This is a genomic window from Bradyrhizobium murdochi, from assembly GCF_000472965.1.
Taxonomy (GTDB): Bacteria; Pseudomonadota; Alphaproteobacteria; order Rhizobiales; family Xanthobacteraceae; genus Bradyrhizobium; species Bradyrhizobium murdochi.
This window is the reverse complement of the sequence record NZ_AXAU01000001.1, coordinates 1,291,981-1,313,162: the sequence shown is the minus strand read 5'-3', so window position 1 is coordinate 1,313,162 and position 21,182 is coordinate 1,291,981. Positions and strand designations below refer to the sequence as shown.

At 61.2% G+C, this 21,182-nt stretch carries 28 protein-coding genes and 3 pseudogenes; 16 read left to right on the top strand and 15 right to left on the bottom strand.

Translation table 11 applies throughout. The features are described 5' to 3' along the window. Positions 1-46 precede the first annotated feature (46 nt). A complete protein-coding gene (locus tag YUO_RS0106860) occupies positions 47-463 on the bottom strand; it encodes a winged helix-turn-helix transcriptional regulator (protein WP_028346596.1) in 417 nt (138 codons plus the stop codon). Between the two features lie 96 nt (positions 464-559). On the opposite strand from YUO_RS0106860, the gene YUO_RS0106855 reads away from it, so the two are divergent. From YUO_RS0106855 to YUO_RS0106845, 3 genes are all read left to right on the top strand, one after another. Next, positions 560-895 carry a VOC family protein gene (locus tag YUO_RS0106855; protein ID WP_028346595.1) on the top strand — a complete coding sequence of 112 codons (336 nt, stop codon included), beginning with the start codon at positions 560-562 and terminating at the stop codon, positions 893-895. 43 nt (positions 896-938) lie between these two features. Next, positions 939-1,331: an MAPEG family protein gene (locus tag YUO_RS0106850; RefSeq protein ID WP_051379265.1), complete on the top strand. Its 393-nt coding sequence runs from the start codon at positions 939-941 to the stop codon at positions 1,329-1,331. 202 nt (positions 1,332-1,533) lie between these two features. After that, positions 1,534-2,325, top strand: a complete 792-nt coding sequence (locus tag YUO_RS0106845; RefSeq protein ID WP_035725958.1) for an aminoglycoside nucleotidyltransferase ANT9 — start codon at positions 1,534-1,536, stop codon at positions 2,323-2,325. A gap of 149 nt (positions 2,326-2,474) precedes the next feature. Here the strand turns inward: YUO_RS0106845 and YUO_RS0106840 are convergent, their stop codons facing one another. After that, positions 2,475-2,987, bottom strand: a complete 513-nt coding sequence (locus tag YUO_RS0106840) for a DUF1993 family protein (RefSeq protein WP_028346592.1) — start codon at positions 2,985-2,987, stop codon at positions 2,475-2,477. Positions 2,988-3,111: 124 nt separating this feature from the next. On the opposite strand from YUO_RS0106840, the gene YUO_RS40005 reads away from it, so the two are divergent. Both YUO_RS40005 and YUO_RS47640 read left to right on the top strand, forming a co-directional pair. After that, positions 3,112-3,606 carry a MarR family winged helix-turn-helix transcriptional regulator gene (locus tag YUO_RS40005; protein WP_051379264.1) on the top strand — a complete coding sequence of 165 codons (495 nt, stop codon included), beginning with the start codon at positions 3,112-3,114 and terminating at the stop codon, positions 3,604-3,606. A gap of 12 nt (positions 3,607-3,618) precedes the next feature. Continuing rightward, positions 3,619-3,732, top strand: a pseudogene (locus tag YUO_RS47640) (MmcQ/YjbR family DNA-binding protein); the annotation flags it as partial. 236 nt (positions 3,733-3,968) lie between these two features. Here YUO_RS47640 and YUO_RS0106830 read toward each other — a convergent pair. Next, positions 3,969-4,448 (bottom strand): SRPBCC family protein, encoded by a 480-nt coding sequence (locus YUO_RS0106830; protein WP_028346591.1) that lies wholly within the window; start codon positions 4,446-4,448, stop codon positions 3,969-3,971. Beyond that, positions 4,445-4,759: an ArsR/SmtB family transcription factor gene (locus YUO_RS0106825; RefSeq protein ID WP_035725955.1), complete on the bottom strand. Its 315-nt coding sequence runs from the start codon at positions 4,757-4,759 to the stop codon at positions 4,445-4,447. The genes YUO_RS0106830 and YUO_RS0106825 overlap by 4 nt, the downstream gene beginning before the upstream one ends. Positions 4,760-4,929: 170 nt before the next feature. Here YUO_RS0106825 and YUO_RS0106820 point away from each other — a divergent pair, with 170 nt between their 5' ends. Next, a complete protein-coding gene (locus YUO_RS0106820; protein WP_028346589.1) occupies positions 4,930-6,189 on the top strand; it encodes a serine hydrolase domain-containing protein in 1,260 nt (419 codons plus the stop codon). Positions 6,190-6,294: 105 nt separating this feature from the next. Here YUO_RS0106820 and YUO_RS0106815 read toward each other — a convergent pair whose 3' ends face one another. Continuing rightward, positions 6,295-6,747 (bottom strand): Lrp/AsnC family transcriptional regulator, encoded by a 453-nt coding sequence (locus YUO_RS0106815; protein WP_028346588.1) that lies wholly within the window; start codon positions 6,745-6,747, stop codon positions 6,295-6,297. A gap of 117 nt (positions 6,748-6,864) precedes the next feature. On the opposite strand from YUO_RS0106815, the gene YUO_RS40000 reads away from it, so the two are divergent. After that, a complete protein-coding gene (locus tag YUO_RS40000; RefSeq protein ID WP_156908501.1) occupies positions 6,865-7,935 on the top strand; it encodes a nucleoside recognition domain-containing protein in 1,071 nt (356 codons plus the stop codon). A gap of 71 nt (positions 7,936-8,006) precedes the next feature. Here YUO_RS40000 and YUO_RS47635 read toward each other — a convergent pair. Then, positions 8,007-8,093, bottom strand: a pseudogene (locus YUO_RS47635) (winged helix-turn-helix transcriptional regulator); the annotation flags it as partial. Here YUO_RS47635 and YUO_RS47630 point away from each other — a divergent pair. Next, positions 8,087-8,260 (top strand): annotated as a pseudogene (locus YUO_RS47630) (dihydrofolate reductase family protein); the annotation flags it as partial. The pseudogenes YUO_RS47635 and YUO_RS47630 sit on opposite strands and share 7 nt — an antisense overlap. 296 nt (positions 8,261-8,556) lie before the next feature. Here the strand turns inward: YUO_RS47630 and arsH are convergent. From arsH to YUO_RS43640, 4 genes are all read right to left on the bottom strand, one after another. Then, positions 8,557-9,309: an arsenical resistance protein ArsH gene (gene arsH, locus YUO_RS0106805; protein ID WP_028346587.1), complete on the bottom strand. Its 753-nt coding sequence runs from the start codon at positions 9,307-9,309 to the stop codon at positions 8,557-8,559. 6 nt (positions 9,310-9,315) lie between these two features. Next, on the bottom strand, positions 9,316-9,462 hold the full coding sequence (locus tag YUO_RS0106800; protein ID WP_156908500.1) for a hypothetical protein: 147 nt from the start codon (positions 9,460-9,462) through the stop codon (positions 9,316-9,318). Positions 9,463-9,547: 85 nt separating this feature from the next. Beyond that, positions 9,548-9,937 carry a PadR family transcriptional regulator gene (locus YUO_RS39995; RefSeq protein WP_235782632.1) on the bottom strand — a complete coding sequence of 130 codons (390 nt, stop codon included), beginning with the start codon at positions 9,935-9,937 and terminating at the stop codon, positions 9,548-9,550. Positions 9,938-10,240: 303 nt separating this feature from the next. Continuing rightward, a complete protein-coding gene (locus tag YUO_RS43640; protein ID WP_051379263.1) occupies positions 10,241-10,837 on the bottom strand; it encodes a DUF3237 domain-containing protein in 597 nt (198 codons plus the stop codon). A gap of 137 nt (positions 10,838-10,974) precedes the next feature. Between YUO_RS43640 and YUO_RS0106785 the strand changes: the two genes are divergently transcribed. After that, a complete protein-coding gene (locus YUO_RS0106785; protein WP_028346584.1) occupies positions 10,975-11,475 on the top strand; it encodes a styrene oxide isomerase in 501 nt (166 codons plus the stop codon). A 155-nt stretch (positions 11,476-11,630) separates the two neighbouring features. After that, positions 11,631-12,266 (top strand): class I SAM-dependent methyltransferase, encoded by a 636-nt coding sequence (locus tag YUO_RS0106780; RefSeq protein ID WP_028346583.1) that lies wholly within the window; start codon positions 11,631-11,633, stop codon positions 12,264-12,266. A gap of 60 nt (positions 12,267-12,326) precedes the next feature. On the opposite strand, the gene YUO_RS0106775 is transcribed toward YUO_RS0106780, so the two are convergent. Beyond that, on the bottom strand, positions 12,327-13,217 hold the full coding sequence (locus YUO_RS0106775; protein ID WP_028346582.1) for an AraC family transcriptional regulator: 891 nt from the start codon (positions 13,215-13,217) through the stop codon (positions 12,327-12,329). Positions 13,218-13,354: 137 nt separating this feature from the next. Here YUO_RS0106775 and YUO_RS0106770 point away from each other — a divergent pair, with 137 nt between their 5' ends. Continuing rightward, complete coding sequence (locus YUO_RS0106770) at positions 13,355-14,110, top strand: SDR family oxidoreductase (RefSeq protein ID WP_028346581.1); 756 nt, start codon at positions 13,355-13,357, stop codon at positions 14,108-14,110. Positions 14,111-14,215: 105 nt separating this feature from the next. Here YUO_RS0106770 and YUO_RS0106765 read toward each other — a convergent pair whose 3' ends face one another. Next, positions 14,216-14,683 (bottom strand): hypothetical protein, encoded by a 468-nt coding sequence (locus YUO_RS0106765; protein ID WP_198027982.1) that lies wholly within the window; start codon positions 14,681-14,683, stop codon positions 14,216-14,218. Positions 14,684-14,853: 170 nt separating this feature from the next. Between YUO_RS0106765 and YUO_RS39985 the strand changes: the two genes are divergently transcribed. The 4 genes from YUO_RS39985 (at position 14,854) to YUO_RS39970 (ending at position 18,802) form a co-directional block, all read left to right on the top strand. After that, the gene (locus tag YUO_RS39985) at positions 14,854-15,699 is read left to right on the top strand and encodes a helix-turn-helix transcriptional regulator (RefSeq protein WP_051379262.1); all 846 of its coding nucleotides are present in this window, start codon (positions 14,854-14,856) and stop codon (positions 15,697-15,699) included. Between the two features lie 648 nt (positions 15,700-16,347). After that, a complete protein-coding gene (locus YUO_RS43635) occupies positions 16,348-17,523 on the top strand; it encodes a spondin domain-containing protein (protein WP_051379261.1) in 1,176 nt (391 codons plus the stop codon). A gap of 260 nt (positions 17,524-17,783) precedes the next feature. Further along, positions 17,784-18,086 (top strand): hypothetical protein, encoded by a 303-nt coding sequence (locus YUO_RS0106735; RefSeq protein WP_028346579.1) that lies wholly within the window; start codon positions 17,784-17,786, stop codon positions 18,084-18,086. Beyond that, positions 18,083-18,802, top strand: coding sequence for an SDR family oxidoreductase (locus tag YUO_RS39970; RefSeq protein WP_051379260.1), 720 nt, complete (start codon positions 18,083-18,085; stop codon positions 18,800-18,802). Before YUO_RS0106735 ends, YUO_RS39970 begins: the two co-directional genes overlap by 4 nt. Positions 18,803-19,055: 253 nt before the next feature. On the opposite strand, the gene YUO_RS46015 is transcribed toward YUO_RS39970, so the two are convergent. After that, positions 19,056-19,406, bottom strand: coding sequence for a hypothetical protein (locus YUO_RS46015; RefSeq protein WP_156908499.1), 351 nt, complete (start codon positions 19,404-19,406; stop codon positions 19,056-19,058). 195 nt (positions 19,407-19,601) lie between these two features. Between YUO_RS46015 and YUO_RS0106720 the strand changes: the two genes are divergently transcribed. Further along, positions 19,602-20,078 carry a VOC family protein gene (locus YUO_RS0106720; RefSeq protein WP_028346578.1) on the top strand — a complete coding sequence of 159 codons (477 nt, stop codon included), beginning with the start codon at positions 19,602-19,604 and terminating at the stop codon, positions 20,076-20,078. Between the two features lie 95 nt (positions 20,079-20,173). Here YUO_RS0106720 and YUO_RS0106715 read toward each other — a convergent pair whose 3' ends face one another. Both YUO_RS0106715 and YUO_RS0106710 read right to left on the bottom strand, forming a co-directional pair. Beyond that, a complete protein-coding gene (locus YUO_RS0106715; protein WP_028346577.1) occupies positions 20,174-20,566 on the bottom strand; it encodes a VOC family protein in 393 nt (130 codons plus the stop codon). 139 nt (positions 20,567-20,705) lie between these two features. Then, the gene (locus tag YUO_RS0106710; protein WP_035725953.1) at positions 20,706-21,182 is read right to left on the bottom strand and encodes an RES family NAD+ phosphorylase; all 477 of its coding nucleotides are present in this window, start codon (positions 21,180-21,182) and stop codon (positions 20,706-20,708) included.

Below are 21,182 nucleotides of genomic sequence, written 5' to 3'. Positions count from 1 at the left end.
CATGGTTTTTTGGGATATTGTGTCGGTTCGTCTGACCACGATCGCTTCACGCCGAGGTGCCCTCCACAAGGCCGCTCATGATTCGGCGTGCAAGCTTATCTGGAGCTCGCCTGAGATCGCGGGCGAAGCTCTTCGGCACTTCGGTTTTGGGGTCCCATTTGTAGGACCAGGCGATGAGCGCCAAGAGCGCTGGCACGAGATCGCGTCCCTTTTCGGTCAAACGGTAGATCGGCCGGCCATTCTCCGGATCGATCGTCCGATCGATGAGACCGCCTGACTCGAGCTCGAGCAGTCGCGATGCAAGGATGTTGGTGGCAACACCTTCCTCGACAGCGAAGTCACCATAGCGCCGAGCTTCCTTGAGAGCGAGGTCGCGCAGGATGACCAGCTTCCACCGGTCTCCGATCATCGCCGCGGCGTACCGAATGGGGCAGCCATGCCAGTCGTCCAGCTTCCTCGTCATGGTCGTAACATAACCCTCGCGCTTGCAATTTGCAAGTGCAAGTGCTATGAGCCAACGCGCTTGCGAATTGCAAGTGCGTTGGAGAGGAGACGCCCGATGACTTCACCGATTGCCTGGTTCGACAACCAGTCCAAAGATGCGGATCTGACAGCGGGATTTTACGCGGAGACGCTTGGTTTCAGCGTGCAGCAGGGCCCCGGATTCCCGATGCTCTCCTCTGGGGACGGACCCTTCGCGAGCGTGTCGGCGAGCACGAAGGGTCGCACCGGCTGGATTCCCTACTTTGAGGTTGCCGATCTCGAGACGTCCGAACACAAAGCGCGCGAAAAAGGCGGCGAGGTCGTCGAAGAGCGGCGGCGCGGTCCGGCAGGCGAGTACGTCATCTTGAAGGATCCCGGCGGCACCCTTTTCGCATTATGGAAGCGCGGTTGATCGCAGAGCTTCCGCGCAAGGATTGAGAAGGGGGGACGTCCGCTTGCCGATTGTCATCACACCAATCTTCGTCGGCCTGTTCGTGATCGCTCAGGTGCCGCTGACCTGGATCGTGGGCATGCGCCGCTATCATACCGGCATCCGCTTCTTCGGCGGCGATGATGACATTCTGCTGCGGCGCATGCGGGCGCACGGCAACTACACCGAGACCGTTCCTATCACGCTCCTCGCAATGGCATGTGCGGAGCTTCTCGGGATGCCCAGCGCAGCGCTGTGGGCCGGCGGGGCCCTTCTGGTCGCCGGCCGCATCGCTCATGCTGTCGAAATGCTTCGTACAGGATGGGGCATCGGCCGATCAGGCGGCATGATACTGACCTTTCTCGCAATGGTCGAATTCGGTGCTTGGAGCCTGTGGCGGTCGCTATTTCCTTCCTGATTCTTCGCATTGAAGCACGAAGAGCACGAACGGGGGTCCGTCTATTTGCAATCAACAGCGGAAGAATCTGACAGTTTGGCTGGCGGGATCAGATCATCCTGAGAAAGATTTTGCGCTTAGAAATCAGTGCGTTACGATGTCCTTAGATCATCGAGTGGGAGTGAGGGCGGGGCTTTCGCTATCGCGCATTTTCATGAGCACTATGCCTACTGTTCCCGACGAAATTGCTGAGCAGCTACAGCAGGCGCTTGCGATCATCGAGCGGCACCTCAGCGGCCAGGTTCATGCTATCCATCTGTTCGGCTCTGCCATCGATGGTGGGTTGAAGCCACATAGCGACATCGATTTGCTGGTTACCGTCAATGCCGCGCTTTCGCCTGTCGCGCGCGCCTCGTTAATGACTGGCTTGCTGGCGGTGTCGGGAACGCCGAAGGGTGGCGCGCCGCTGCGCCCACTGGAAGTGACAGTCATCGTCAAAGCCGAAGTGGTGCCGTGGCGCTATTCTCCAAGGCGTGAACTGCAATTCGGCGCGTGGCTGCGCGACGACGTGAAGCGGGGGATCGTCGAACCTCCTATCGAAGATCGTGATCTGGCGATCCTGCTGACAAAGCTGCGCCGGCGCAGTGTCGCCTTGAAGGGGCCCGGCGCATCCGATCTTTTCGATCCTGTGCCGGCGGCTGACTTTCGCCGCGCGCTGCACGAAACATTGTCCCTGTGGAATTGCGAGGACGATCTCAGCGGTGACGAGAGGAACATCATTCTTACGCTTGGCCGCATCTGGTTCAGCGCCTGTACGGGCGAAATCGCGTCCAAGGATGCCGCAGCCCGATGGGCGCTTGAACGCGTGCCGCACCAGCACCGGCCCGTCATGGAGACGGCGCTGCGGGCCTATCTCGGCGGGGGTGAAGACGATCTGGGTGATCGTCTCAATGAGGTTCTGGCCTTTGCCCGCTTCTGCAAGGTGGAAATCACCTCGGCGTCACGTCCGCAATGACCGCTCGCCCACGCTTCACGTTGGTCTGACTATTGGGGTTAGAGCAAGTGTGGCCCGGATGAGCGCAGCGATACCCGGGACCGCTTCCCCCGCATATCGCTATGCTCATGCGGGCAAACCGGTCTTCCGCTACGCTTTCTCCTGGCGTCTCACGTTACTCTTATCGGGATAGCACCGATGAAGTCACGCTTGCCGATCTCGACGCCGCAGTGGCGGAGGATGTCGTAAGCGGTTGTCACGTGAAAGTAGAAGTTTGGCACCGCGAAGTGGTTGAGATAGTCCGCGCCTTTCATGTGGCCCTTGTTCGGGCCGAGTGGGAAGGTGATCTCGCGGTCGGCTGACTCGTCGATCTTCTTCGCGTCGAGCGTCTTAACAAACGCAACCGTCCTGGCAATGCGCGCCTTGAGCTCCGGGATCGTCTTCTCGTTGTCTTCATAGCTGGGCGGGTCGATGCCGGCGAGCCGTGAGCAACCGTTCTTCGCCTGGTCGCAGGCGCTCTGCACCTGCTGGGTCAATGCGAACATGTTCGGGAAAAGACGTGCGTCGAGAAGCACCGAGGGAACGATCGACTTTTCTTCGGCATAGGCTTCGGCCTTGTCGAGGAGTGCCGAGAGCGCGTTGAGACCGATCTCAAATACCGGAATTGCGGTGGACATCGTCATGGGGGAAGTCTCCCTACCGTTGCCTTGTTCGAGAAAAACATTGCATATGCACCTATCCTGGAGGTAGGATCAATCTTGTCAAGATTGTCTCACGCTGAATGCAGTGGGCAGCGCAGGCAACCATATGGCCGAACTCTCTCAACTGGCTCGGACGATGGCCATGGAGTGCCCCGCGCTCCGCGTGCGGCAAGCGTCGCGCGTTCTCACGAAGCTTTTCGACGACGAGTTGGCGCCGTTCGGCCTGCTGTCGTCGCAATTGCCGATACTGACCGCAACGGCAATGTTCGGCGATCGCGGAGCGACGATGAGCAAGCTCGCGCGGGCTCTGCTCATGGATCGCACGACCCTTACGCGAGGCATTCGGCCGCTCCAACGTGCAAGGCTCATACGCATTGCGCGGTCACGGGACGATGCTCGCGCTAAAACAGTCGTGATTACTCGAGCCGGCGAGCGCGCGATCCAATCGATCTTTCCGGTATGGGAGCGCGTCCTTGGGCAAATCACAACGTCTCTTGGAGCAGAGACGCTCATAGATATTCACGCGCGACTCGATCAGGTGATTGCGCTTTCGACCCTTGCCGAGCGAAGCGCGGTCAACGGCGCGTCCGACTGTAGCTGAGCGAACGGAAACGTGACCCTCGCAGAATACAATGTATTCTGTCGAGCGCTTCCAGCGACCTCTCGCGTGGTCCAGTGGGGCGGCTCGCATGTCTGGAAAGTCGGCGGCAAAGTCTTCGCGATCGCCAGCGCACAGCGTGACCAACCCTGCAGCCGCTTCGCCGCTCCCTTCAACGTAAAGAAGACACGCATAGTGTCGGTGCCGACGATCCCGTCATGGCCAGTTTCTGTACAGGCCTAGAGCCATTTCGGTTCTGATTGAATCAGAACCGGGCTCTAGGTTTTGTTTTGACGCGTTTTCTTGACGCGAACCGGTGGTCCACCCCGGATCAAGTCCGGGGCAGGCTTTCGCTGGAAAACGCTCTAGCGGCTGAATAGCTCGGCGAAGCGCCGCAGGTACAGAGGCCAACCTTGGTCACCGGCAACTCCGTCGCGCACGCCTTCCCAGCCTTCGCCATGGCGCTCAAGCTTACGGTGCTCGATCTCGACGCGGGTCCGGTGTGTCGTTTCGGCGGTGAACCGCACCTCCCACTCGCTGGTCTTGTCCTGATTTGTCTCGATCTGCCACCGCGGGCTGATGTTCCAACTCAGGAGCACGCGGTTGGGTGGTTCGTAAGCCAGCACGCGCGCCCAGCGGCACTCTCTGCCGTCAACGCCGCGGTCGTAGAGGTAGCCTCCGACTCGAGGCTCGAACACGGTTTCCGCGATTTCAACACCGAGCAAGTTGTGTTCGGCGGGTTTGAAGCTGCCGAACTCTTCGGTGAAGACCTTGAATGCGCGCTCGATCGGCGCCTCGACCACGATGGAATGCTTTACTGAATTGTCTGCTGCAGGCGTGCTCATTGCTCCTCCGGCGGTTGCTCGACGGCCAGCTTGTAGGCCGCTAGCGTCTTGCTCCAGAACTGGTCGAGTTCCGTACGCAGGGCTGCTAGCCCGGCCTGATCGACCCGGTAGATGCGGTGCTTGCCGGACGGCGTATCGGCCACGAGGCCCGCGTCCTTGAGCACCTTCAAGTGCTGCGAGACTGCCGGCCGGCTGACCGGCAGGGCACTAGCCAACTCACTGACCGAGCACGGCCGCTCGACTAGCCGCTCGAAGATCGTGCGCCTAGTCGGGTCGGCCAGGGTCGTCCAGCCAGTTTTCGCGTAAGTCATCACTGACGCGTAAGAATATAGTTACGCGTAGCGTTGTCAACGGTCTCAAGGGGCCGGACGGAGATTTTCGGCGCCGGTGGTTCGGCCGATCGTCGGGCGGCGCAAATGCGCTGCGCCTGTGCGTGACCGCATGGTACGACATCGGCATCGCCTCTCTGGAGTGATCGTCGATGACCGCCGCGACCGCCGCTAGCCAACAGCCTGCAACCGCCGCTGAGACCGATCCGCAAGCAATCGGCTGGATGCAGGGCTTTCCGCCGCCGCCGGATAAAACCATCACTTTCCATAGCGGCTCGTTCCGCAGCTTTCCCGAACTCCGCTGGGCGTGGAGCAATATCCGCCAACTGGTGCCGACCGTAAACGTCTGGCGCGGCGCGGGGCCGGCGTCCGTGTTGCCGCGCGAGGAGCATGATATCGGCGCGTCCGCGTCGATCACGATGGACGGGCGGCCCATGACGTTTGCACGGATGCTCGAGGAGACCTATGCCGACGGCATTGCGGTGCTGCACCGGGGCAAGCTGATCTACGAGCGCTATTTCGGCGCGCTGAAGCCGCACAAGCCGCATATCGCGATGTCGGTGACAAAATCGTTCACCGGCACGCTCGCCGGCATTCTGGTCGCGGAGGGCAAGATCGATCCGCAGGCGCCGATCACGGACTATGTGCCGGAGCTTAAGGCCAGCGCTTTCGGCGATGCGCGCGTGCACGAGGCGATGGATATGACCACGGGCCTCGAATACACCGAGGTCTATACCGACAAGAATTCCGGCGTGTTCGGGCTCAGGCGGGCGAACGGCATAGCGCCGATCGAGCAGGGCTACGAGGGCGCGACCAACATTTTCGATTTCCTGTGTGCGCAGCGCAAGCAGGGCGAGCACGGCAAGGCCTTCGCCTACAAGACCGTCAATTCAGACGTGCTGGCCTGGATCTGCCGGCGGGCGAGCGGCATGACGCTTTCCGATCTGCTCTCGGAGCGGATCTGGATTCCGATGGGTGCGGAAGAGGACGCGCATTATCACGTCGACCGCATCGGCACCGAAAGCGGCGGCGGCGGGCTTTCGACCACGCTGCGTGATCTCGCCCGCTTCGGCGAGACGATCCGCAATCACGGCCGCTTCAACGGCCGCCAGATCGTGCCGTCTCAAGTGATCGAGGACATCGCGCGCGGCGGCGATCCCGAAAAATTCAAGCCGGCCGGCTACACCACATTGCCCGGCGCGTCGTACCGGAACCAGTGGTGGGTAACACACAACGCGCACGGTGCCTTCATGGCGCGCGGCGTTCACGGGCAGGGCATCTATATCGATCCGAAAGCCGAGATGGTGATCGCCCGCTATGCCTCACACCCGGCCGCCGGCAACGCCGCCAACGACCCGGTGACGCTGCCGGCTTACATGGCGCTGGCGAAGGATTTGATGGCGGGAGGCTGACGCCGTTGGCGCTCACGTCGATCCGCAGGGGCAGCCCCCGCTGAGCATGTGGTCGCGAACGACCGCAATGCGAAGGCAGCCGGTAGGTCTATCGAACTGTAGAATCTAGAGCGGAATTGCGGTCACTTCTTTGGCCGTTCGGATCACGAACATCGTGTAGTATCGTGCGACATTGCTTCGCTCTCGGAACAGCCGCTCGCACAGCGCATCGAACTCGTCCATATCCGTCAAGCGTAGCATGAGGACGGCGTCGGTTTGGCCGCTCACGCTATAGGCCTGAGTGACGGCCGTTTCCTGAGCGGCCCGCTCCAAAAAATCACGCATGTATTGCTCGCCATGTCGCTCCAGTTCGATGGTGACGAACGCCTTCATGCCTCGGCCAGCCTTGGCCGGGGCAAGAAGCGCGACAACGTGGCTGATGACGCCGCTTTCCTTCAGTCGTCGAATGCGGCGCAGGCAGCTCGAGGGAGAAAGCCCGACCAATTCCGCCAGTTCGGCGTTCGTCCGTGAAGCGTCATCCTGGAGCAGGTTGAGAAGCTTCCTGTCGATCTTGTCCATCTCGGTCCTCGCTCGGCGTCTGTCGATTGCAATTTTATTGCACAGAATCGCAAAATTTGATCGCAAATGCGAAGCGTCTCACGCTAGTCACGGGCTCCAACGCTGATGGAGCCGCCAATGGCGATCTGCACCGCCGTCTATCGCAAGACATTGGAAACGCTTGAAATCTATTGGGAGCTGGTTCGCGTCATCGTCCCGGTTGCGATAGCCACCCAGCTTCTGCAGGACCTTGGTGTCATCCAGGCGATTTCTCCGTTCTTCTCCCCAGTCATGACGCTGGTGGGATTGCCACCCGAACTGGCCTTTGCCTGGCTGACCGGATTGCTGGTCGGGATCTGGGGGGCGCTTGTGACCATATTCACCCTGGTTCCGGTTTCAGCCCTCAGCACAGCCGACATGACAGTTTTTTCGGCTCTTCTGCTGTTTGCGCACGCCATTCCGATCGAGCAACGGATAATTCAAAAAGCCGGACCTAGCTTCCTGGCCACCGCGGCGCTTCGTGTCGGCGGAGGGTTGATCTTTGCCGTCCTTCTGCACCAGATATTCGCCGCGACCGGATGGCAGTCCGAGCCGGTGAAGCCGGCCTGGATGCCGATGAATGAAAGCACCGGTTGGAGCGGCGTTCTCCTGGGCACACTCAAGACCTTGGCGATCATGCTGTTCGTTCTGCTTTCGCTGAGCTGGCTAATCGAGCTTCTCAAGATGTCGGGCATCCTGGACTGGATGAACAGAGGGCTTGCGCCACTCTTTCGACTGGCTGGCATTGAAAAGCAGACGGTACCTTTCGCCGCTGTCGGCCTGTTTCTTGGGATTTCCTATGGCGCAGGACTGCTGATCCGCGAGGCGCGCACGGCTAGCGCAGAGCCGCGTCAGATATTCCTCGCTTGCGTGTTCATGGGTTTTGCCCACAGCCTCATCGAGGACACGGTGGTCGTCGTCGCGCTCGGCGCTGACCTTACGAGCGTGCTCCTTGCTCGCCTGGCCTTTGCCGTGCTCGCGACCGCCTTGATCGCCAGAACAATCAATGCGGCTTCTGACACTCTTTTCTTCAAAGCCCTCTTCCATAGGGAAGAACGTCAGTTCGCGCCGTCGCTCGACGAAACGTTAGCAGGGCGCTTGTTCGCCTCGCGTCCTTTGGGCGGGACCAGCCGGGAAGTAAAGGGAGGGGCGGGGTCCGCGGAGAACTGAAGCGTCGTGTGGAGCGCAATTCGGCGGATATCCGGATGCCGTTCAGATCAAATCTGATTTGTGCTCAACGTCAAATCGCGGATGACAATAAGGCTCCACCGGTTGCCGAGCATCTCCAACGTCAGGTTGATCGGACAGCCCGAGCGATGGTCTGGCAGGGTACCTAACCGACCTCGGCCTTACCGATGTGTATCATCTCTACTTCCGCCCGTTCGTGCTTGGGCGCGGCAAGCCGTACTTCGCCGGCGCGCGACCACCGCTTCGGCTTGTCGCCTGTGATGCCGTTGGCGAGGACGCGGCCAGGCTAACGTACGTCCCTGCCTGATCGCTCGTCCGGTGCCGTCGGCCCTGTCTAGGACGGCCATCGCGGTCTGTCATGAATTGTCGTTGCGACGGTCTTTCTGGCCACGAAGCGCACAGTCGTTAGTAGCCGCGGATGTCGGAAATCGACCGATCGACGCCGATAGTCCTCGAAACTGAGCAAATCGCGGTCGTCGAAATTCGTGTTTGAAATCAAGAACGCAGATTTCTGACGGCTCGGTGAGACTTAGCACGGTGCTCGGTCGCGCTTGACCAAGTGGAGATCAGTCGGCCAGACCAGCTTCGTCACGCTCGTGTTCCTTACCGCTGGTGCGCTGTTGCGATCGCCGATAGGTCAGTCCCGACATCTTTCGCCGGGCCGCCAGCCTCCTTGCGCTCAGAGTATCGGTCGCTCAGGATAGCGACATGCGGTCGGAGCAAGATCGTGAAACGGAAAAGTTCCTCGACCACGTCGACGATCCGCTCGTAGTAGCCAGACGACCGCATCCGTCCGGCTTCATCGAACTCCTGGAAGGCCTTCGCGACGCTCGATTGGTTGGGGATGGTAAACATCCGCATCCAGCGTCCCAAGAGCCTGAGTGTGTTCACCGCATTGAACGACTGCGAGCCGCCGCAAACCTGCATGACGGCCAGTGTCCGGCCCTGGGTTGGCCGCATGCCGCCGATGTTGAGCGGCAAGTGATCGATCTGCGCCTTCATGACGCCGGTGATCTGGCCGTGGCGCTCCGGGCTGCACCAGATCTGTCCTTCCGACCACATGGCGAGCTCGCGCAACTCGTGGACCGCGGGGTGATTGTCCGCCCTGACCTGATCGGGTAGCGGCAAATCTGAGGGATCGAATATCCGCGGCTCGGCTCCGAAGAACCGCAGCAGGCGCGCTGCCTCCTCGACGACGAACCGGGAATAGGAGCGTTCCCGCAGCGACCCGTAGAGCAGCAGGATGCGTGGGGGATACTGTGGTCCGCTGCCAAGGTCGTTTTTCGGCCGTTGCAGGGCGTAGCGCTTGTCGAGCGCGGGCAGGAAATCCGGATCGGCAAGTAAACGAAGTCTCATGCTTGTTCAACCGTCGATGAAGGGGTGGGAGCAAGGATGGCGACGAAGCCGGCGAGTTCGAGCGCGACCGATAACGGCCAGCACGTCGCGACCACCGAACAGGTCGATCTCGCGGCCGGCCTGAGCGCCACCAAGCGCGATGATCACGTTCATTTGACCCTTCGAAATGCATATAAGCAGCGACCCAAGAGACGCATCGGGCGCCAATGCCTCGATCATCGACGTATGAGCGTAAATATCAGCATGTGTATTTGGCCTTGCCGCGCGAACGATTCATCGCATCTGCTGCAGCCTTGCCGGCGATGATGCAATCTGTCGCCTCCAGCCATGCGTCGACTGCGGTCTGGAACGCTTCGCGCCCCTTCCCGGTGAGGGTGTAAACCTTCCGCTCGCGCCCCTGGACAATCTCGGAATGCGAGGTGAGGTAGCCGCCTGCCTCAAACTCGTTGAGCACCGGATAGACCGTTCCCTCGGTCGGACTGCAGCATCCCTTTGTCGTTCTTTGGACCGCTTGGACGACCTCGTATCCGTGCATCCGCTTCTGATGAAGCACGCAAAGTACGAAGAACTTGGAAAGCGACATCTTGATCGTTCCCTGCCAGTACGCGCGATCGGTGTAATCGAGCATTGGGCGAGGCGCCGAACGGATGGCCTTTACGGGGCGAGGCAGGCGAGGCATACGAAGCATGTAGGCCTCGAACATCGAGGTGTCAAGCGATGCAGAGCCTAAGCCGTGATGTACTCGTCGGCCAGCGTCCGCGCCTGGTGATATGCAGGGTGACGGTGTTCTTAAGCGCTTGTTGTTGGGACCCCGCTCGCATCTGTGCACAAAGATTTGACCGGTCGGCTGATTGGCGACGGGAATCTGCTGCCGGAAGCTCGTAAGCGCAGCCCGATGACAGGCTCCGGCGTAATCCGGCGCATTCAGCAATCACGTGACGCGGTAAATGCGGTACTCGATCTGGTTTTTTCCGGTGAGACGGCCATCGGCCAAAAATAAATGCTGGTTGAGCCAAGTGTATTTCGGTGCGCCGGTATCGAAGCGCATCGCCATCCGCATGTAGTGATCTTCAAAGCGCGTGGCGTCGGCCGCTTCGGCGGCCTTGGTGAATGCGTCATTCATCTGCACGAGGCCGGTGTAGTGCAGCAGAATAACCGCGTCATCGTCCGTGATGAATTGCACGCGGACATCGGGTCGGCCAAAGCCATCCGCGCCCGGCCGGTACCAGTCACCGCCCGGCATCGCGATCCGCGCATTGATACGCGGACCTTCCAGTGTGCCCTCGCTCATCTCCCAGTAGATGTGCTCCCCAAGGGGCGAGCCTTGCGTCGCCGGCATCGGACCGCGCACGCGCAGACGATAGGTCATTTCGAATTCAAGACCAGCCATTGGATCGGCCTTTTCGGCAACATCGGTCAACGGCGGCGCAGGCGCGCCGTTCCCGGTGAAGGACTGCCTGGCTGGGCCGGGATCACCGAGGATTTTTTGGTTCCAGACATGCTCGTGATCAAGACGTGCTTCATGCACTTTCTCGCACTACGCCCGATCGGCAAGGATCCATCTTTCGACATCGGCTTTCCAGCCCTATCTGCTCCTCGTCGCGGAGGAGAGTGCGATAGCCGAATACGCTAGACATCACGATAACAGCCGAAAAGGAGCAACGCATGAGCGCGACAGCACTGGCCGTGCAGGGTCACCGGCTGATTCAGATCGGCGTGGCCCTGTTCCTCTTCACGAGCTTTCAGGGATTTGCTGTGCCGTATTTCGCCGCACCAAATCTCGGCCGTTCGGTTCACACGCTCAGCGGATTCACCGGAGTGTTGCTTGTGGCCGTGGGTCTGGTCTGGCCGAAGCTGAAGCTCACATCGATGCCGTCACGGCTGGCATTCTGGTTTCTCATCTATTCCGCGCTTGCAACGATCGCCGGTTTCGTGATCGCGGCTCTCTTGGGAGCCGGTGGTTCGATCATTCCGATCGCGGCGGCCGGCGCTCGTGGGAGCGACGCTCAGGAGATGCTGATCCAACTCGTCATGTACCCAGCCGCCCCGACGGGAATCATATCCTTTGCGCTGATCCTCTGGGGCCTTCGCGGCAGCGGGGTTCATGAGAACACCGCTCGAAGGGTGGATGAGCCCAACGGGTCCGCGCAAAGCGCGGCCCGATGACAGGCTGCGACGTAATCCACCGCATTGTCACATCGTGACGAACGCGTGAACGGCACATTACGCTTTCGCGAACCTACGCCTGCGGACCTGCGCCGCCGTTAGCATTTCCATTTCCTGCACATATGCTAGAAGCCGTCGCGCAGGAGGGGCACGCCATGTTTCGTATCGCCAATGACGCTCAGTTCTGGGATCGCGCTGCGCGCAAGTATGCCGCCGACCCGATCGCCGACATGGCGGGCTATGAGCGCACGCTGGATCGGACGCGACATTACCTCAAGGGGGATGAGACGGCATTCGAGTTCGGATGCGGAACGGGAACGACGGCGCTAAAGCTCGCGCCATCAGTCGGACGCATTGTGGCGACCGACTTATCGGGCGAAATGATCGCGATCGCGCGCGAGAAGGCGAAGGCCGAAGGCTGCAGCAACGCCACGTTCGAAGTGGTGCGGCCCGAGGCGGCGCCGTGGCCGGACGGGACTTTCGATATCGCTTTCGGATTCAACGTTCTGCATCTGGTGGCTGAGCGCGAAGCGGCGCTCCGAAGCGTCCATCGGCTGCTGCGGCCCGGCGGGATCTTCATTTCCAAGACGCCGTGCCTGAAGGAAATGAATCCGCTATTGCGCATTGCGCTGCCCCTGATGCAACTCGTCGGCAAGGCGCCCTATGTGGCGTTCCTGTCCACGGAGGACCTGGAGCGCGAAATTTCGGCAGCGGGATTTGAAATCATCGAGCGCGCCCGCCATGCCTCGCGTGGCAAGGACGCGCGGCCGTTCGTTGTGGCAAAGAAGTAATTATCGATAACCACACGCTGTTCTCATCGTGACGAACTGGTGAACAGTGCGCAGGGTGAATCAGGCCGCCTGGACGTTCCCTCTCGCTGCCTTGGTCTCCCGGCCCGGCGGCAAGCCGAACAGGCGGCTGTATTCCCGGGTGAACTGCGACACGCTCTCGTAGCCGACCGCAAAGGCCGCGCTGCTCGCGGCCATCCCGTCGGATAACATCAGGCGTCGCGCCTCGATCAGGCGCAATTGTTTCTGGAACTGGAGCGGCGAAAGCGACGTCACGGCCCGGAAATGCTGATGGAAGGACGACGGGCTCATCCCGGAAACGGCCGCCAGTTGCTCGACCCGTAATGGCTGAGCGAACTTGGCCCGAAGCACTGCGACCGCGCGCGCCACTCGCTGCACGTGACCGTCCGGCCAGCCAAGACGCCGGATCGCCTCTCCGTGCCGTCCGGTCAGAAGCCAGTAATGCATCTCACGTATCAACTGTGTGCGCAGCACCGGCACGGACGCCGGGCGCTCAATCAGGCGCATCAGCCGAAGGGCCGCGTCGGTAACCTCGGCATCGGTCGGCTCCCAGCGCACGGGCGCGCCGTCGGCGGTCGGCACGGCTTTCATCTCCACGGCGAGATCTGCGATCACCGCCGGGTCCAGGTCCAACACGAGCGCGAAGTAGGGCGAGGCGATGCTCGCCCGCTTGACCTGGCTCACCGTTGGAACGTCAGCCGTGACCAGCAAAGAGTCACCCGCGCTGAACGTGAAGGCCCGATTGCCCATCGTCACGTGCTTGGTTCCCTGCAGCACGAGACAGATGAGCGGTCGGGAGATCGCGTAGTCGAGGCCGCTCGGTGCAGTCGCACGAATGGCCGTCAGACCGGCAATGGGAGTCCGGGCAATCCCGGCCGGATCGGCATTGGCCTGCGCATAGCGGCGAACAGCCTTGAGGAGAGTGTCGGTCATGCGGCCATCCTATCGCGCCCGGATTGACGCGTAAATTCGATCTGGAGGATTAGGCAAGGATCGTCGAGGTTCCGGCAACTAAGGCAGGCTAGCGTGCGCCATATCGGCGTGGTCACGTATGCAATGGGAGTCTGACCATGACCAAGATCGCCCTCATTACCGGTGCAAGCCGCGGGCTCGGCCGGAACACGGCGCTCAACATCGCCCGCAACGGCAGCGACGTCATCATCACCTATCAAAGCCGGCAGCAGGACGCCGAAGCCGTCGTCGCCGAGATCGCGGGGATCGGCCGCAAGGCGATCGCCCTGCAACTCGACGTCAGCGATGTCTCTACTTTCGCCTCGTTCGCCGATCGGCTGCGGACGATGCTTCGGAAGACCTGGCAGCGCGACACATTCGATCATCTCGTGAACAATGCCGGCCATGGCGACATGGCGTCGATCACCGAGACGACCGAGGCGCAGTTCGACAAGCTGGTCAACGTTCACTTCAAGGGCGTGTTCTTCCTTACCCAGGCGCTGCTGCCGCTGATCGCCGATGGCGGCCGCATCGTGAATCTTTCCACCGGCCTGACCCGCGTGTCCTTCCCCGGCTTCTCCGCCTATGCGGCAGCGAAAGGTGCGGTGGAAGTGCTCAGCGTTTACATGGCGAAGGAGCTCGGCAGCCGCGGCATTGCGGTCAACACAGTGGCACCGGGCGCGATCGAGACCGACTTCCTCGGCGGCGCCGTCCGCGATACGCCGGATCTCAACAAGACGTTCGCGGGCATGACCAGCCTCGGCCGTGTCGGCCAACCCGATGACATCGGCCCGATGATCGCGAGCCTGCTCCGCGAGGACAATCGCTGGATCAACGCCCAGCGGATCGAAGTCTCCGGCGGCCAGGTCATCTGACCGGTACGCCGGAGCGCGTTGACGCTAATGTCGGTGCGGGGCGTGACCACAGCGGGATGGCTCTTCTTCGAAACGTCATCCCGCTCTGTCTTTCCGGATCATGCCCTAAGCCGGGAAGAACTGATAATCGATGATGATCCGGCCTTCGTCGTCGATGATCAGAAACTCCAATCCCCTGACCAGGACTGTGTCACCATTGGCGGGTAGCATCTCCCAATGGAACGTGATGACGTCGTGCAGACGACGGGCGCCGGGCGCCGCGCGAAATCTGTTGCCGCTATCCCTGACATTTCTTTCATGGGATCCCCGGACCCGCTTCTCCAGCTCGTCATAGCCCCGGGCCTGCCGGCCTTCGACGAAGTGTTGGCCACTTGGCACCCAAAGCGCCGATATGGCGTCCCGCCTGCGCTTCTCGTCGGCTTCATTCCATACGGCAACGTATCGATCGGCTAGCGTCTGTGGGTCGAGCATCGCTTTTTCTCCAATTGGCGATCTGGCGTTCTGAGCGAGAGCAGGGATCGCAAGCACTGCGCTCATCAGAAATGCGAGCAGGTAGTAATCAATCCTGGGCATGTTCCACCTCGAAGTTTCGCGGTTTGAGTTCGAACCAAAGCCCCGCGCCAGCATTCGCTTGAGCGTCGGCCGAAATCGATGACCCAACAGGTCAAAAAACAGCAGTTCCGCGCAGCCAACTTGACCTCTGAGGTCATTGAGAACAGCCGGGTCGGCGCTAGGCTCGCGCGATGAGTGCCTATCCGCTCCCTTTCGGCATCCTTCTCCGGCGCTGGCGCGAGCGGCGCCGCATGACGCAGGCCGACCTCGCGCACGCAGCGGAGAGCTCGACCAGGCATCTGTCCTGTCTTGAGACCGGCAAGTCGCAGCCCAGTCGTGAAATGATCCTGCGACTTGCCGAACATTTGGATCTGCCGCTTCGCGATCAGAACAAGCTGCTGCTCGCCGCGGGCTTTGCTCCCGCCTTCGAGGAGCGCGCGCTCACGGAATTGGAGGCGGCAAAGAGCGCCATTGATCGTGTGCTGATGGCTCATCGGCCATACCCGGCCTTCGCGGTCGATCGGCACTGGAACGTGGTATTGTCGAATGCGGCGCTTCCACAGCTTTACGAAGGTTGTTCGGCGGAGCTTTTGCGCACTCCGGTCAACGCCATGCGTCTCCTCCTGCATCCTTCCGGAATGGGTCCGCGCATCCTGAATTTCGTGGAATGGCGCGCGCACTCTCTGAGCGTCCTTCGTCAACAGATCGAGACGCGGGCCGATCCGGTTGTTCAGGGATTGCATGCAGAAATAGCGGCCTACCCTGTTCCGCCCAATTCCGAGCCGCCCGGGGGCTTGGAGGCATCGCAGCGTCTGGCAACACCACTTCGTATCGCTACACGCCTGGGCACGGTGTCATTCCTGAATACCGTGACCGTTTTCGGCACACCCAATGATGTGACATTGGCCGAGCTCGCGTTGGAAATGCTCTTCCCAGCCGATGCCAGGACTATTGAGATTACTAAAAGCATGGTGCAGGAGCAGCCCCCGTCAAACACCACGCCAGCGGTAACGGCTCGCTTATTCGCGACTTGGTAGCCTGACGTCCGGCGCCGGAGGTCACGGAAATCCATGACCGGACGCGCGAGAAGCTGAGCGGCAACTGAAGTACCAGCCTCACTGTGACGAACGCGTGAACGGCGGGTTACGCTTTCGCGAACCCACCCACGGACCTGCGCCGCCGTCAGCGTTTCCATTTCCTGCACAATGCTAGAAGCCGCCCGGGGGGAGCCACCATGTTTCTTATCGCAAATGATACGCCGTTCTGGGATCGCAGTGCGCGCAAATATGCCGGCGACCCGATCGCCGATATGACGGGCTATGAGCGAAATGATCGCGATCGCGCGCGAGAAGGCGAAGGCCGAAGTCTGCTGCACCGCCACGTTCGAAGTGGCGCGGCCCGATGGTAGGCTCCGGCGTAATCCACCGTATTGTCTCATCAGAACGAGTTACCGCCAGAAACGAGGCCGCGGCCGAACTCAGACTGCCCAGAGGTGTAAGCGCAAAGATCGTCGCACGCCGGCTGCTGTGGCATCCCGCTGATCAGGGGCACGCATTGCGATGGGTCAGTCAGGTTGTATGTCGCAACGCCTTGTGAATGGACGTGAGCTATTGTCATTTGATCTGATCGAAGTTGCTGACTAGTGACGTGATCCTCTGGGGGCCCACGGTCAAGGGGAGGCGTCCATGACTGATCTCCGGGTCACAATCAAAAATACCTCCGAAAAGGGCGGCACATTTTTGACGCCGGTCTGGTTCGGTTTCCACGATGGAAGCTTTGATCTGTTCAACGTTGGCGAAGCGGCTTCGCCGGGGCTCGAGCAATTGGCCGAGGACGGCGCCGCCGCGATACTTGGGACCGAGCTCACCGCCGCCGATGCCGACGGGCAGGGTTTGGTTGTTACCGGCGCCGCCGGCCCGATCGCGACGCAGGAGACCACCTCGGCCATCCTCGACGTCGACGGTGTCTCCAACCCGTTTGCCAGTTTCGGATCGATGATTATCCCGTCGAACGATGCGTTCATCGGCACGGATGAGGCGTTGCGGCTGTTCGACGCCCAGGGTCGCTTCCTCGGCGAGACGACAATCGCATTCGCAGGCCAAGATGCTTTGGACGCAGGCACCGAAGTAAACACCGAACTTGACGCGGCCTTCATCAACCAGACAGCGCCCAACACTGGCGTGGATGAATTAGGTGTCGTTCACCTCCATCCCGGATTCAACGGCTCTCTGGGCAACCCGGTCGGCGAAGGCGACCAGATCATCCTCGGTGGCGTCAATGAGGCCGGCGAGTTCATTGATCCGGTCGCGGCCGACTTCACCCGTCCGGGCGCCCAGCTCGCTGAAGTCCACATCAACACGGTTCGCGTTCGGGAAGGAACGGACGACCGCGATCTGATCATCGGCCGCGGAGACGATGACCTAGTCACGGCGGGCGGGGGTGACGACACGGTGTTTGGCGGCGCCGGCTGGGATGTGGTCGATGGCGGCAGCGGCGATGACAAGATTTTTGGCGGCCGGGGCGACGACCAGCTCAATGGCGGCACCGGCGATGACAAGATCTTCGGCGGCCGGGGCGACGACCTGATTGCCGGCGGGGAGGGCGACGACTGGATAGTGGGCGGTGCGGGCGCCGACACGTTCATGTTCCAAGGAGGCGACGGCAACGACGCGATTGTGGGGTTTGGCAAGGACGACCGGATCGCACTCAATGTCGAGGGCGTCGACAGCTTTGAGGACGTGCTTGCGCATGCGACACAACGCAATTCCGGCGTCGACATCGACTTCGGCGACAACGGCAGCATTTTCCTGCTGGGAGAATCGCTCAATCGTCTCTCGGCCGACAACTTGCTGTTCGCCTAGGATGTCGGCTGGGCATCGACATTATGCCGATCCCGTACAGGCCGAAGCATTATTCACTCGGGGCGGGCACGCAAAGCATGCCCCACCCACAGGACGCGGTATCGCAGCGGTCGCAGCCTAGCGTAGGTGCGCCCCAGCGTGGATGAAACTGATAATTACACCTCCGCTGGGGCCCTCATGTAGCGTTCGATGCCGCTCATCCATTTCAGATCGAAGCCTGCACACAAGCAGACTGCCCACAACTCTTGGACTAGCTGGCGGTGGCGTTCGTCGATGCGATCGTCGGGATGGGCGGCTTGCATGCGGTGCTGTGGCACACGGATTTCGCCCAGCGGCGGCCGATGCCGCCTACCGACAATCCGATCAACCGCCTGACCGCCATCATCCGGGCCGGCCAGGGGGCCGGAGCGTTCGCAAGGGCCGATGCGGCGCTAGCAGGATGGCTTCTATTTGCGGTCATCCACGAGACCGCCGACGTGTTGGCGGGTGGTGAGGATCGCGAACGTGCCTTCGCTGCGATGCGCTGGATCTTGCGGCGAGCGCTTGAGCAGGAGGCCCGATGAGCAAGGTCCGAAAGAGTCGGGTTCTGGTTATTGGCGGCACGCGGGGCGCCGGGCTGCTGATAGCGCGCCTGCTGCACCAACGCGGCTATCAGGTCCGGGTGCTCGCGCGCAACCCGGCCGCAGCCGCGGCCGAACTGGGCCACTCTTTTGAGGTCGTCGCCGGGGATCTCACAAAGGTGGAGACGCTCCCTGCCGCGGTGGCGGATGTGGATCACATCATTTTCACCGCAGGCGCGCCCAGCGGGCGCTACGCGCCGGAGCGCCTAGTCAAGGCGACGGACTATCAGGGCGTGGTGGACACGCTTGCGGCGGCGCGCCGAGCCGGGTTCCACGGCCGCTTTGTCTATCTCAACTCGATCGGCATCGGGACGTCTTCTTTGGCCGGGACCCTGATCAACCTGCTCAAGAGGAACACGCTGGTCTGGCGCCGGCGCGTTGAAGACAATATTCGCGCCAGCGGCCTGGACTACACGATCATCCGCGTTGGCTTCCTGCTCAATCGGCCTGCCGGGGAGCACGCCGTCTTCGTCGGGCAGGACGCCCTGCCACTGGCGCCTAGGAACCGGATCGCCCGCGCTGATGTCGCAGAGGCGTTCGTCGAAGCCATGGAGCATCCGCACGCCTCGCGGACGACGTTCGAGATTGTGTGGGGCAAGGGTGCGCGGCGAGGGAGCTGGAACTCCCTACTCGATCGGCTCAAGCCGGACCCGCGATGAGATGGGCGTCTGACTGAAGGATCGCACGTGATGCGCGAGGGTGCGATGGGGGCAACGCGAGATGTCTCTTTTGCTAGGATTGCAGCGGGATTACGCTGCACTCAATTGCAACGGTGACGCAAGGCCGCGTCACAAGCTGGGATGACCGGCAAATCAATTCTGATTTTCAGAAATCGTGTCAAGCCCAGGAATCAAAAATATTTGGCCATCGTCACGAGCGCGCGGTGAGACGCGGTGGACTACGCTCTCAAAACTACTGCCGAGGCGTGGTGAACTGCGGACATCGATGTACATAGTCCCAGGGAATATCGTACACGCACGTGAAGCGGATATCGTCCGATGTTTTGAGTGGCGGAGTCTCCACGACGACCGGTCGGTCGACCTCATCCGACAGACCATAGACGACGCCGCCGGTCGGCCAGAAACCACTTACTCCCCGGTGATGATGGTGATGGTGCCCCGATTTGGGGAATGCCGGGAAAGCCGGGCGCGACGGCGCAACGCCTGCGCCGCGCGCCACGCCCGGATCGGCAAGTGTTTCGCCAGCGGCAAGGACAAGCGCGACTGCACTGAGAGACGCGATAAACGTCGTTCTATAGGTCATGGCACTCACCCATCGTAGGTTACTGAGCAGCATTGCCAAAACGCTAAGCTGAGCCTTTCGTGCCCGCAAAGCCATAATTAATTATTGGTTAAGGCGTAAGCTTAATGCAGGGGAGGCTCGCTTCGCCGGTGGCGTGGATGCCGGGCGCTACCCTCGAAGCCAGTCGACGGCGTGAGTTATTGATAGGAGATCGCGATGACCGAGCTCGTAACATGCCTGTGGTTCGATCAGGGCAGAGCGCGAGAGGCGGCTGAGTTTTACGCTGCGACCTTTCCCGATAGCCGTGTCGGCGCAGGCCATGCATCCGCCAAGCCGGGCGTGGGGCAGGGCGACGAACTGACGGTCGAGTTCACCGTGCTCGGCCGGCGCTTCCTGGGGCTGAACGGCGGACCCAACTACACGCCGAACGAGGCGGTGAGCTTCATGGTCCAGACCGATAGCCAACAGGATACCGACCGCTATTGGAATGCGATCATCACCAATGGGGGCGAGGAAGGGCCGTGCGGTTGGTGCAAGGACCGTTGGGATTTCTCCTGGCAAATCATTCCCAAGCGGATGCTCGAGATTTTCAACGGACCCGATCGCGATGCCGCCAGGCGTGCGATGGACAGTATGATGACGATGAAGAAGATCGACATCGCGGAGATCGAACGGGCGGCGGCGAGGCGATAGCTGCTCATTCGGCTTCACCGAGCGCTGGCGCAATGCGTGGCGGCGATGCCGGTGTTTCAAGGGGGCACGCAATCAGAGTGTAGGCAGCCGTGCCGTCAGGGATTCCAGCCGCCGCTGCCGTACTCGCGGGTAATAATTTCAAGAAGATGCCCGTTCTTCTCCTTGAAGTAGACGCCACGCCCGCCGTCGTGGTGGTTGATCTTGCCCGGCTGCGTTCGTCCGGGGTCGGCCCAGTAGGGAAGCTGCCGTTCCCGGACGCGGCCGAGGATCTCGTCAAACTCGCTTTCGCTGGTCAGAAATGCATAGTGCTGCGGATTAACGTCGCCCTCGACATCCATGTAGTCGAGATTGGCGCCGTTTTCGGTGGTGACCATATAAAACGGCCCCCACTTCCGTGGGGCTGGGAGACCGAGCATCTCGGCCAGGAAGGTTGCTGATGCCTTGCTGTCGTGGGTCGAAAGAATCGTATGATTGAAGTGGATGGCCATGGCGATCTCCCGGGCTGGAACAACTTCATCGTTCCGCGACATGGAGCTGGTTAACTGGGGCGCAGGTTGTATCGTTCCATTGACGAAACCGACAGCAGGGGGTGAATAGCGCAGGGGGTCTTCCGCCGAATCGGACTAGCTACCGCCCATAAAGCCGCTCATCCCACCACACCGGCTCGGGCAGGGTGTGCGCGATGTTTCTGGCTTCCGGATGAGCCGGGTTGATCAGAAAGTTGCGCTCCAGCCGCGCCGGGATTGAGGGGACGATCAGGAGCGCCGAACGCTTCTCCTCGTACCATTTCTGGCCGAAGCTCTTGCAGATGGTTTCGTTGCGTGAATCCCAGCCGGGATGCGCCGCAGTTTGGAAAACGTCATACGACACGCCGTTTGGTATCGTGATCTCGATGAAGTGCTGGTTGGCGGGCATCACCAAATTGGCATGCACCAGCTTTTCGAGCATGGCGGTGGAATAGTGCTCGGATGCATAGATCATCGGGCTGGTATGCGTATTCCACCGGCCCGGGTAGAGGCGCGATCCCTCGGCATCGTACACGGGGTAGGCGCCGTCTGGGTCCCCGATGCGATAGCATGTCAGGACACGATCGCTGTTCGGCAC

Bases quoted from the DNA above. Each gene is read 5' to 3' on its own strand.
- YUO_RS0106860 (WP_028346596.1), bottom strand. From the start codon at position 463: ATGACGAGGAAGCTGGACGACTGGCATGGCTGCCCCATTCGGTACGCC.
- YUO_RS0106855 (WP_028346595.1), top strand. From the start codon at position 560: ATGACTTCACCGATTGCCTGGTTCGACAACCAGTCCAAAGATGCGGAT.
- YUO_RS0106845 (WP_035725958.1), top strand. From the start codon at position 1,534: ATGCCTACTGTTCCCGACGAAATTGCTGAGCAGCTACAGCAGGCGCTT.
- YUO_RS0106840 (WP_028346592.1), bottom strand. From the start codon at position 2,987: ATGACGATGTCCACCGCAATTCCGGTATTTGAGATCGGTCTCAACGCG.
- YUO_RS40005 (WP_051379264.1), top strand. From the start codon at position 3,112: ATGGCCGAACTCTCTCAACTGGCTCGGACGATGGCCATGGAGTGCCCC.
- YUO_RS0106830 (WP_028346591.1), bottom strand. From the start codon at position 4,448: ATGAGCACGCCTGCAGCAGACAATTCAGTAAAGCATTCCATCGTGGTC.
- YUO_RS0106825 (WP_035725955.1), bottom strand. From the start codon at position 4,759: ATGACTTACGCGAAAACTGGCTGGACGACCCTGGCCGACCCGACTAGG.
- YUO_RS0106820 (WP_028346589.1), top strand. From the start codon at position 4,930: ATGACCGCCGCGACCGCCGCTAGCCAACAGCCTGCAACCGCCGCTGAG.
- YUO_RS0106815 (WP_028346588.1), bottom strand. From the start codon at position 6,747: ATGGACAAGATCGACAGGAAGCTTCTCAACCTGCTCCAGGATGACGCT.
- YUO_RS40000 (WP_156908501.1), top strand. From the start codon at position 6,865: ATGGCGATCTGCACCGCCGTCTATCGCAAGACATTGGAAACGCTTGAA.
- arsH (WP_028346587.1), bottom strand. From the start codon at position 9,309: ATGAGACTTCGTTTACTTGCCGATCCGGATTTCCTGCCCGCGCTCGAC.
- YUO_RS0106800 (WP_156908500.1), bottom strand. From the start codon at position 9,462: ATGAACGTGATCATCGCGCTTGGTGGCGCTCAGGCCGGCCGCGAGATC.
- YUO_RS39995 (WP_235782632.1), bottom strand. From the start codon at position 9,937: ATGCTCGATTACACCGATCGCGCGTACTGGCAGGGAACGATCAAGATG.
- YUO_RS0106785 (WP_028346584.1), top strand. From the start codon at position 10,975: ATGAGCGCGACAGCACTGGCCGTGCAGGGTCACCGGCTGATTCAGATC.
- YUO_RS0106780 (WP_028346583.1), top strand. From the start codon at position 11,631: ATGTTTCGTATCGCCAATGACGCTCAGTTCTGGGATCGCGCTGCGCGC.
- YUO_RS0106775 (WP_028346582.1), bottom strand. From the start codon at position 13,217: ATGACCGACACTCTCCTCAAGGCTGTTCGCCGCTATGCGCAGGCCAAT.
- YUO_RS0106770 (WP_028346581.1), top strand. From the start codon at position 13,355: ATGACCAAGATCGCCCTCATTACCGGTGCAAGCCGCGGGCTCGGCCGG.
- YUO_RS0106765 (WP_198027982.1), bottom strand. From the start codon at position 14,683: ATGCCCAGGATTGATTACTACCTGCTCGCATTTCTGATGAGCGCAGTG.
- YUO_RS39985 (WP_051379262.1), top strand. From the start codon at position 14,854: ATGAGTGCCTATCCGCTCCCTTTCGGCATCCTTCTCCGGCGCTGGCGC.
- YUO_RS43635 (WP_051379261.1), top strand. From the start codon at position 16,348: ATGACTGATCTCCGGGTCACAATCAAAAATACCTCCGAAAAGGGCGGC.
- YUO_RS39970 (WP_051379260.1), top strand. From the start codon at position 18,083: ATGAGCAAGGTCCGAAAGAGTCGGGTTCTGGTTATTGGCGGCACGCGG.
- YUO_RS46015 (WP_156908499.1), bottom strand. From the start codon at position 19,406: ATGACCTATAGAACGACGTTTATCGCGTCTCTCAGTGCAGTCGCGCTT.
- YUO_RS0106720 (WP_028346578.1), top strand. From the start codon at position 19,602: ATGACCGAGCTCGTAACATGCCTGTGGTTCGATCAGGGCAGAGCGCGA.
- YUO_RS0106715 (WP_028346577.1), bottom strand. From the start codon at position 20,566: ATGGCCATCCACTTCAATCATACGATTCTTTCGACCCACGACAGCAAG.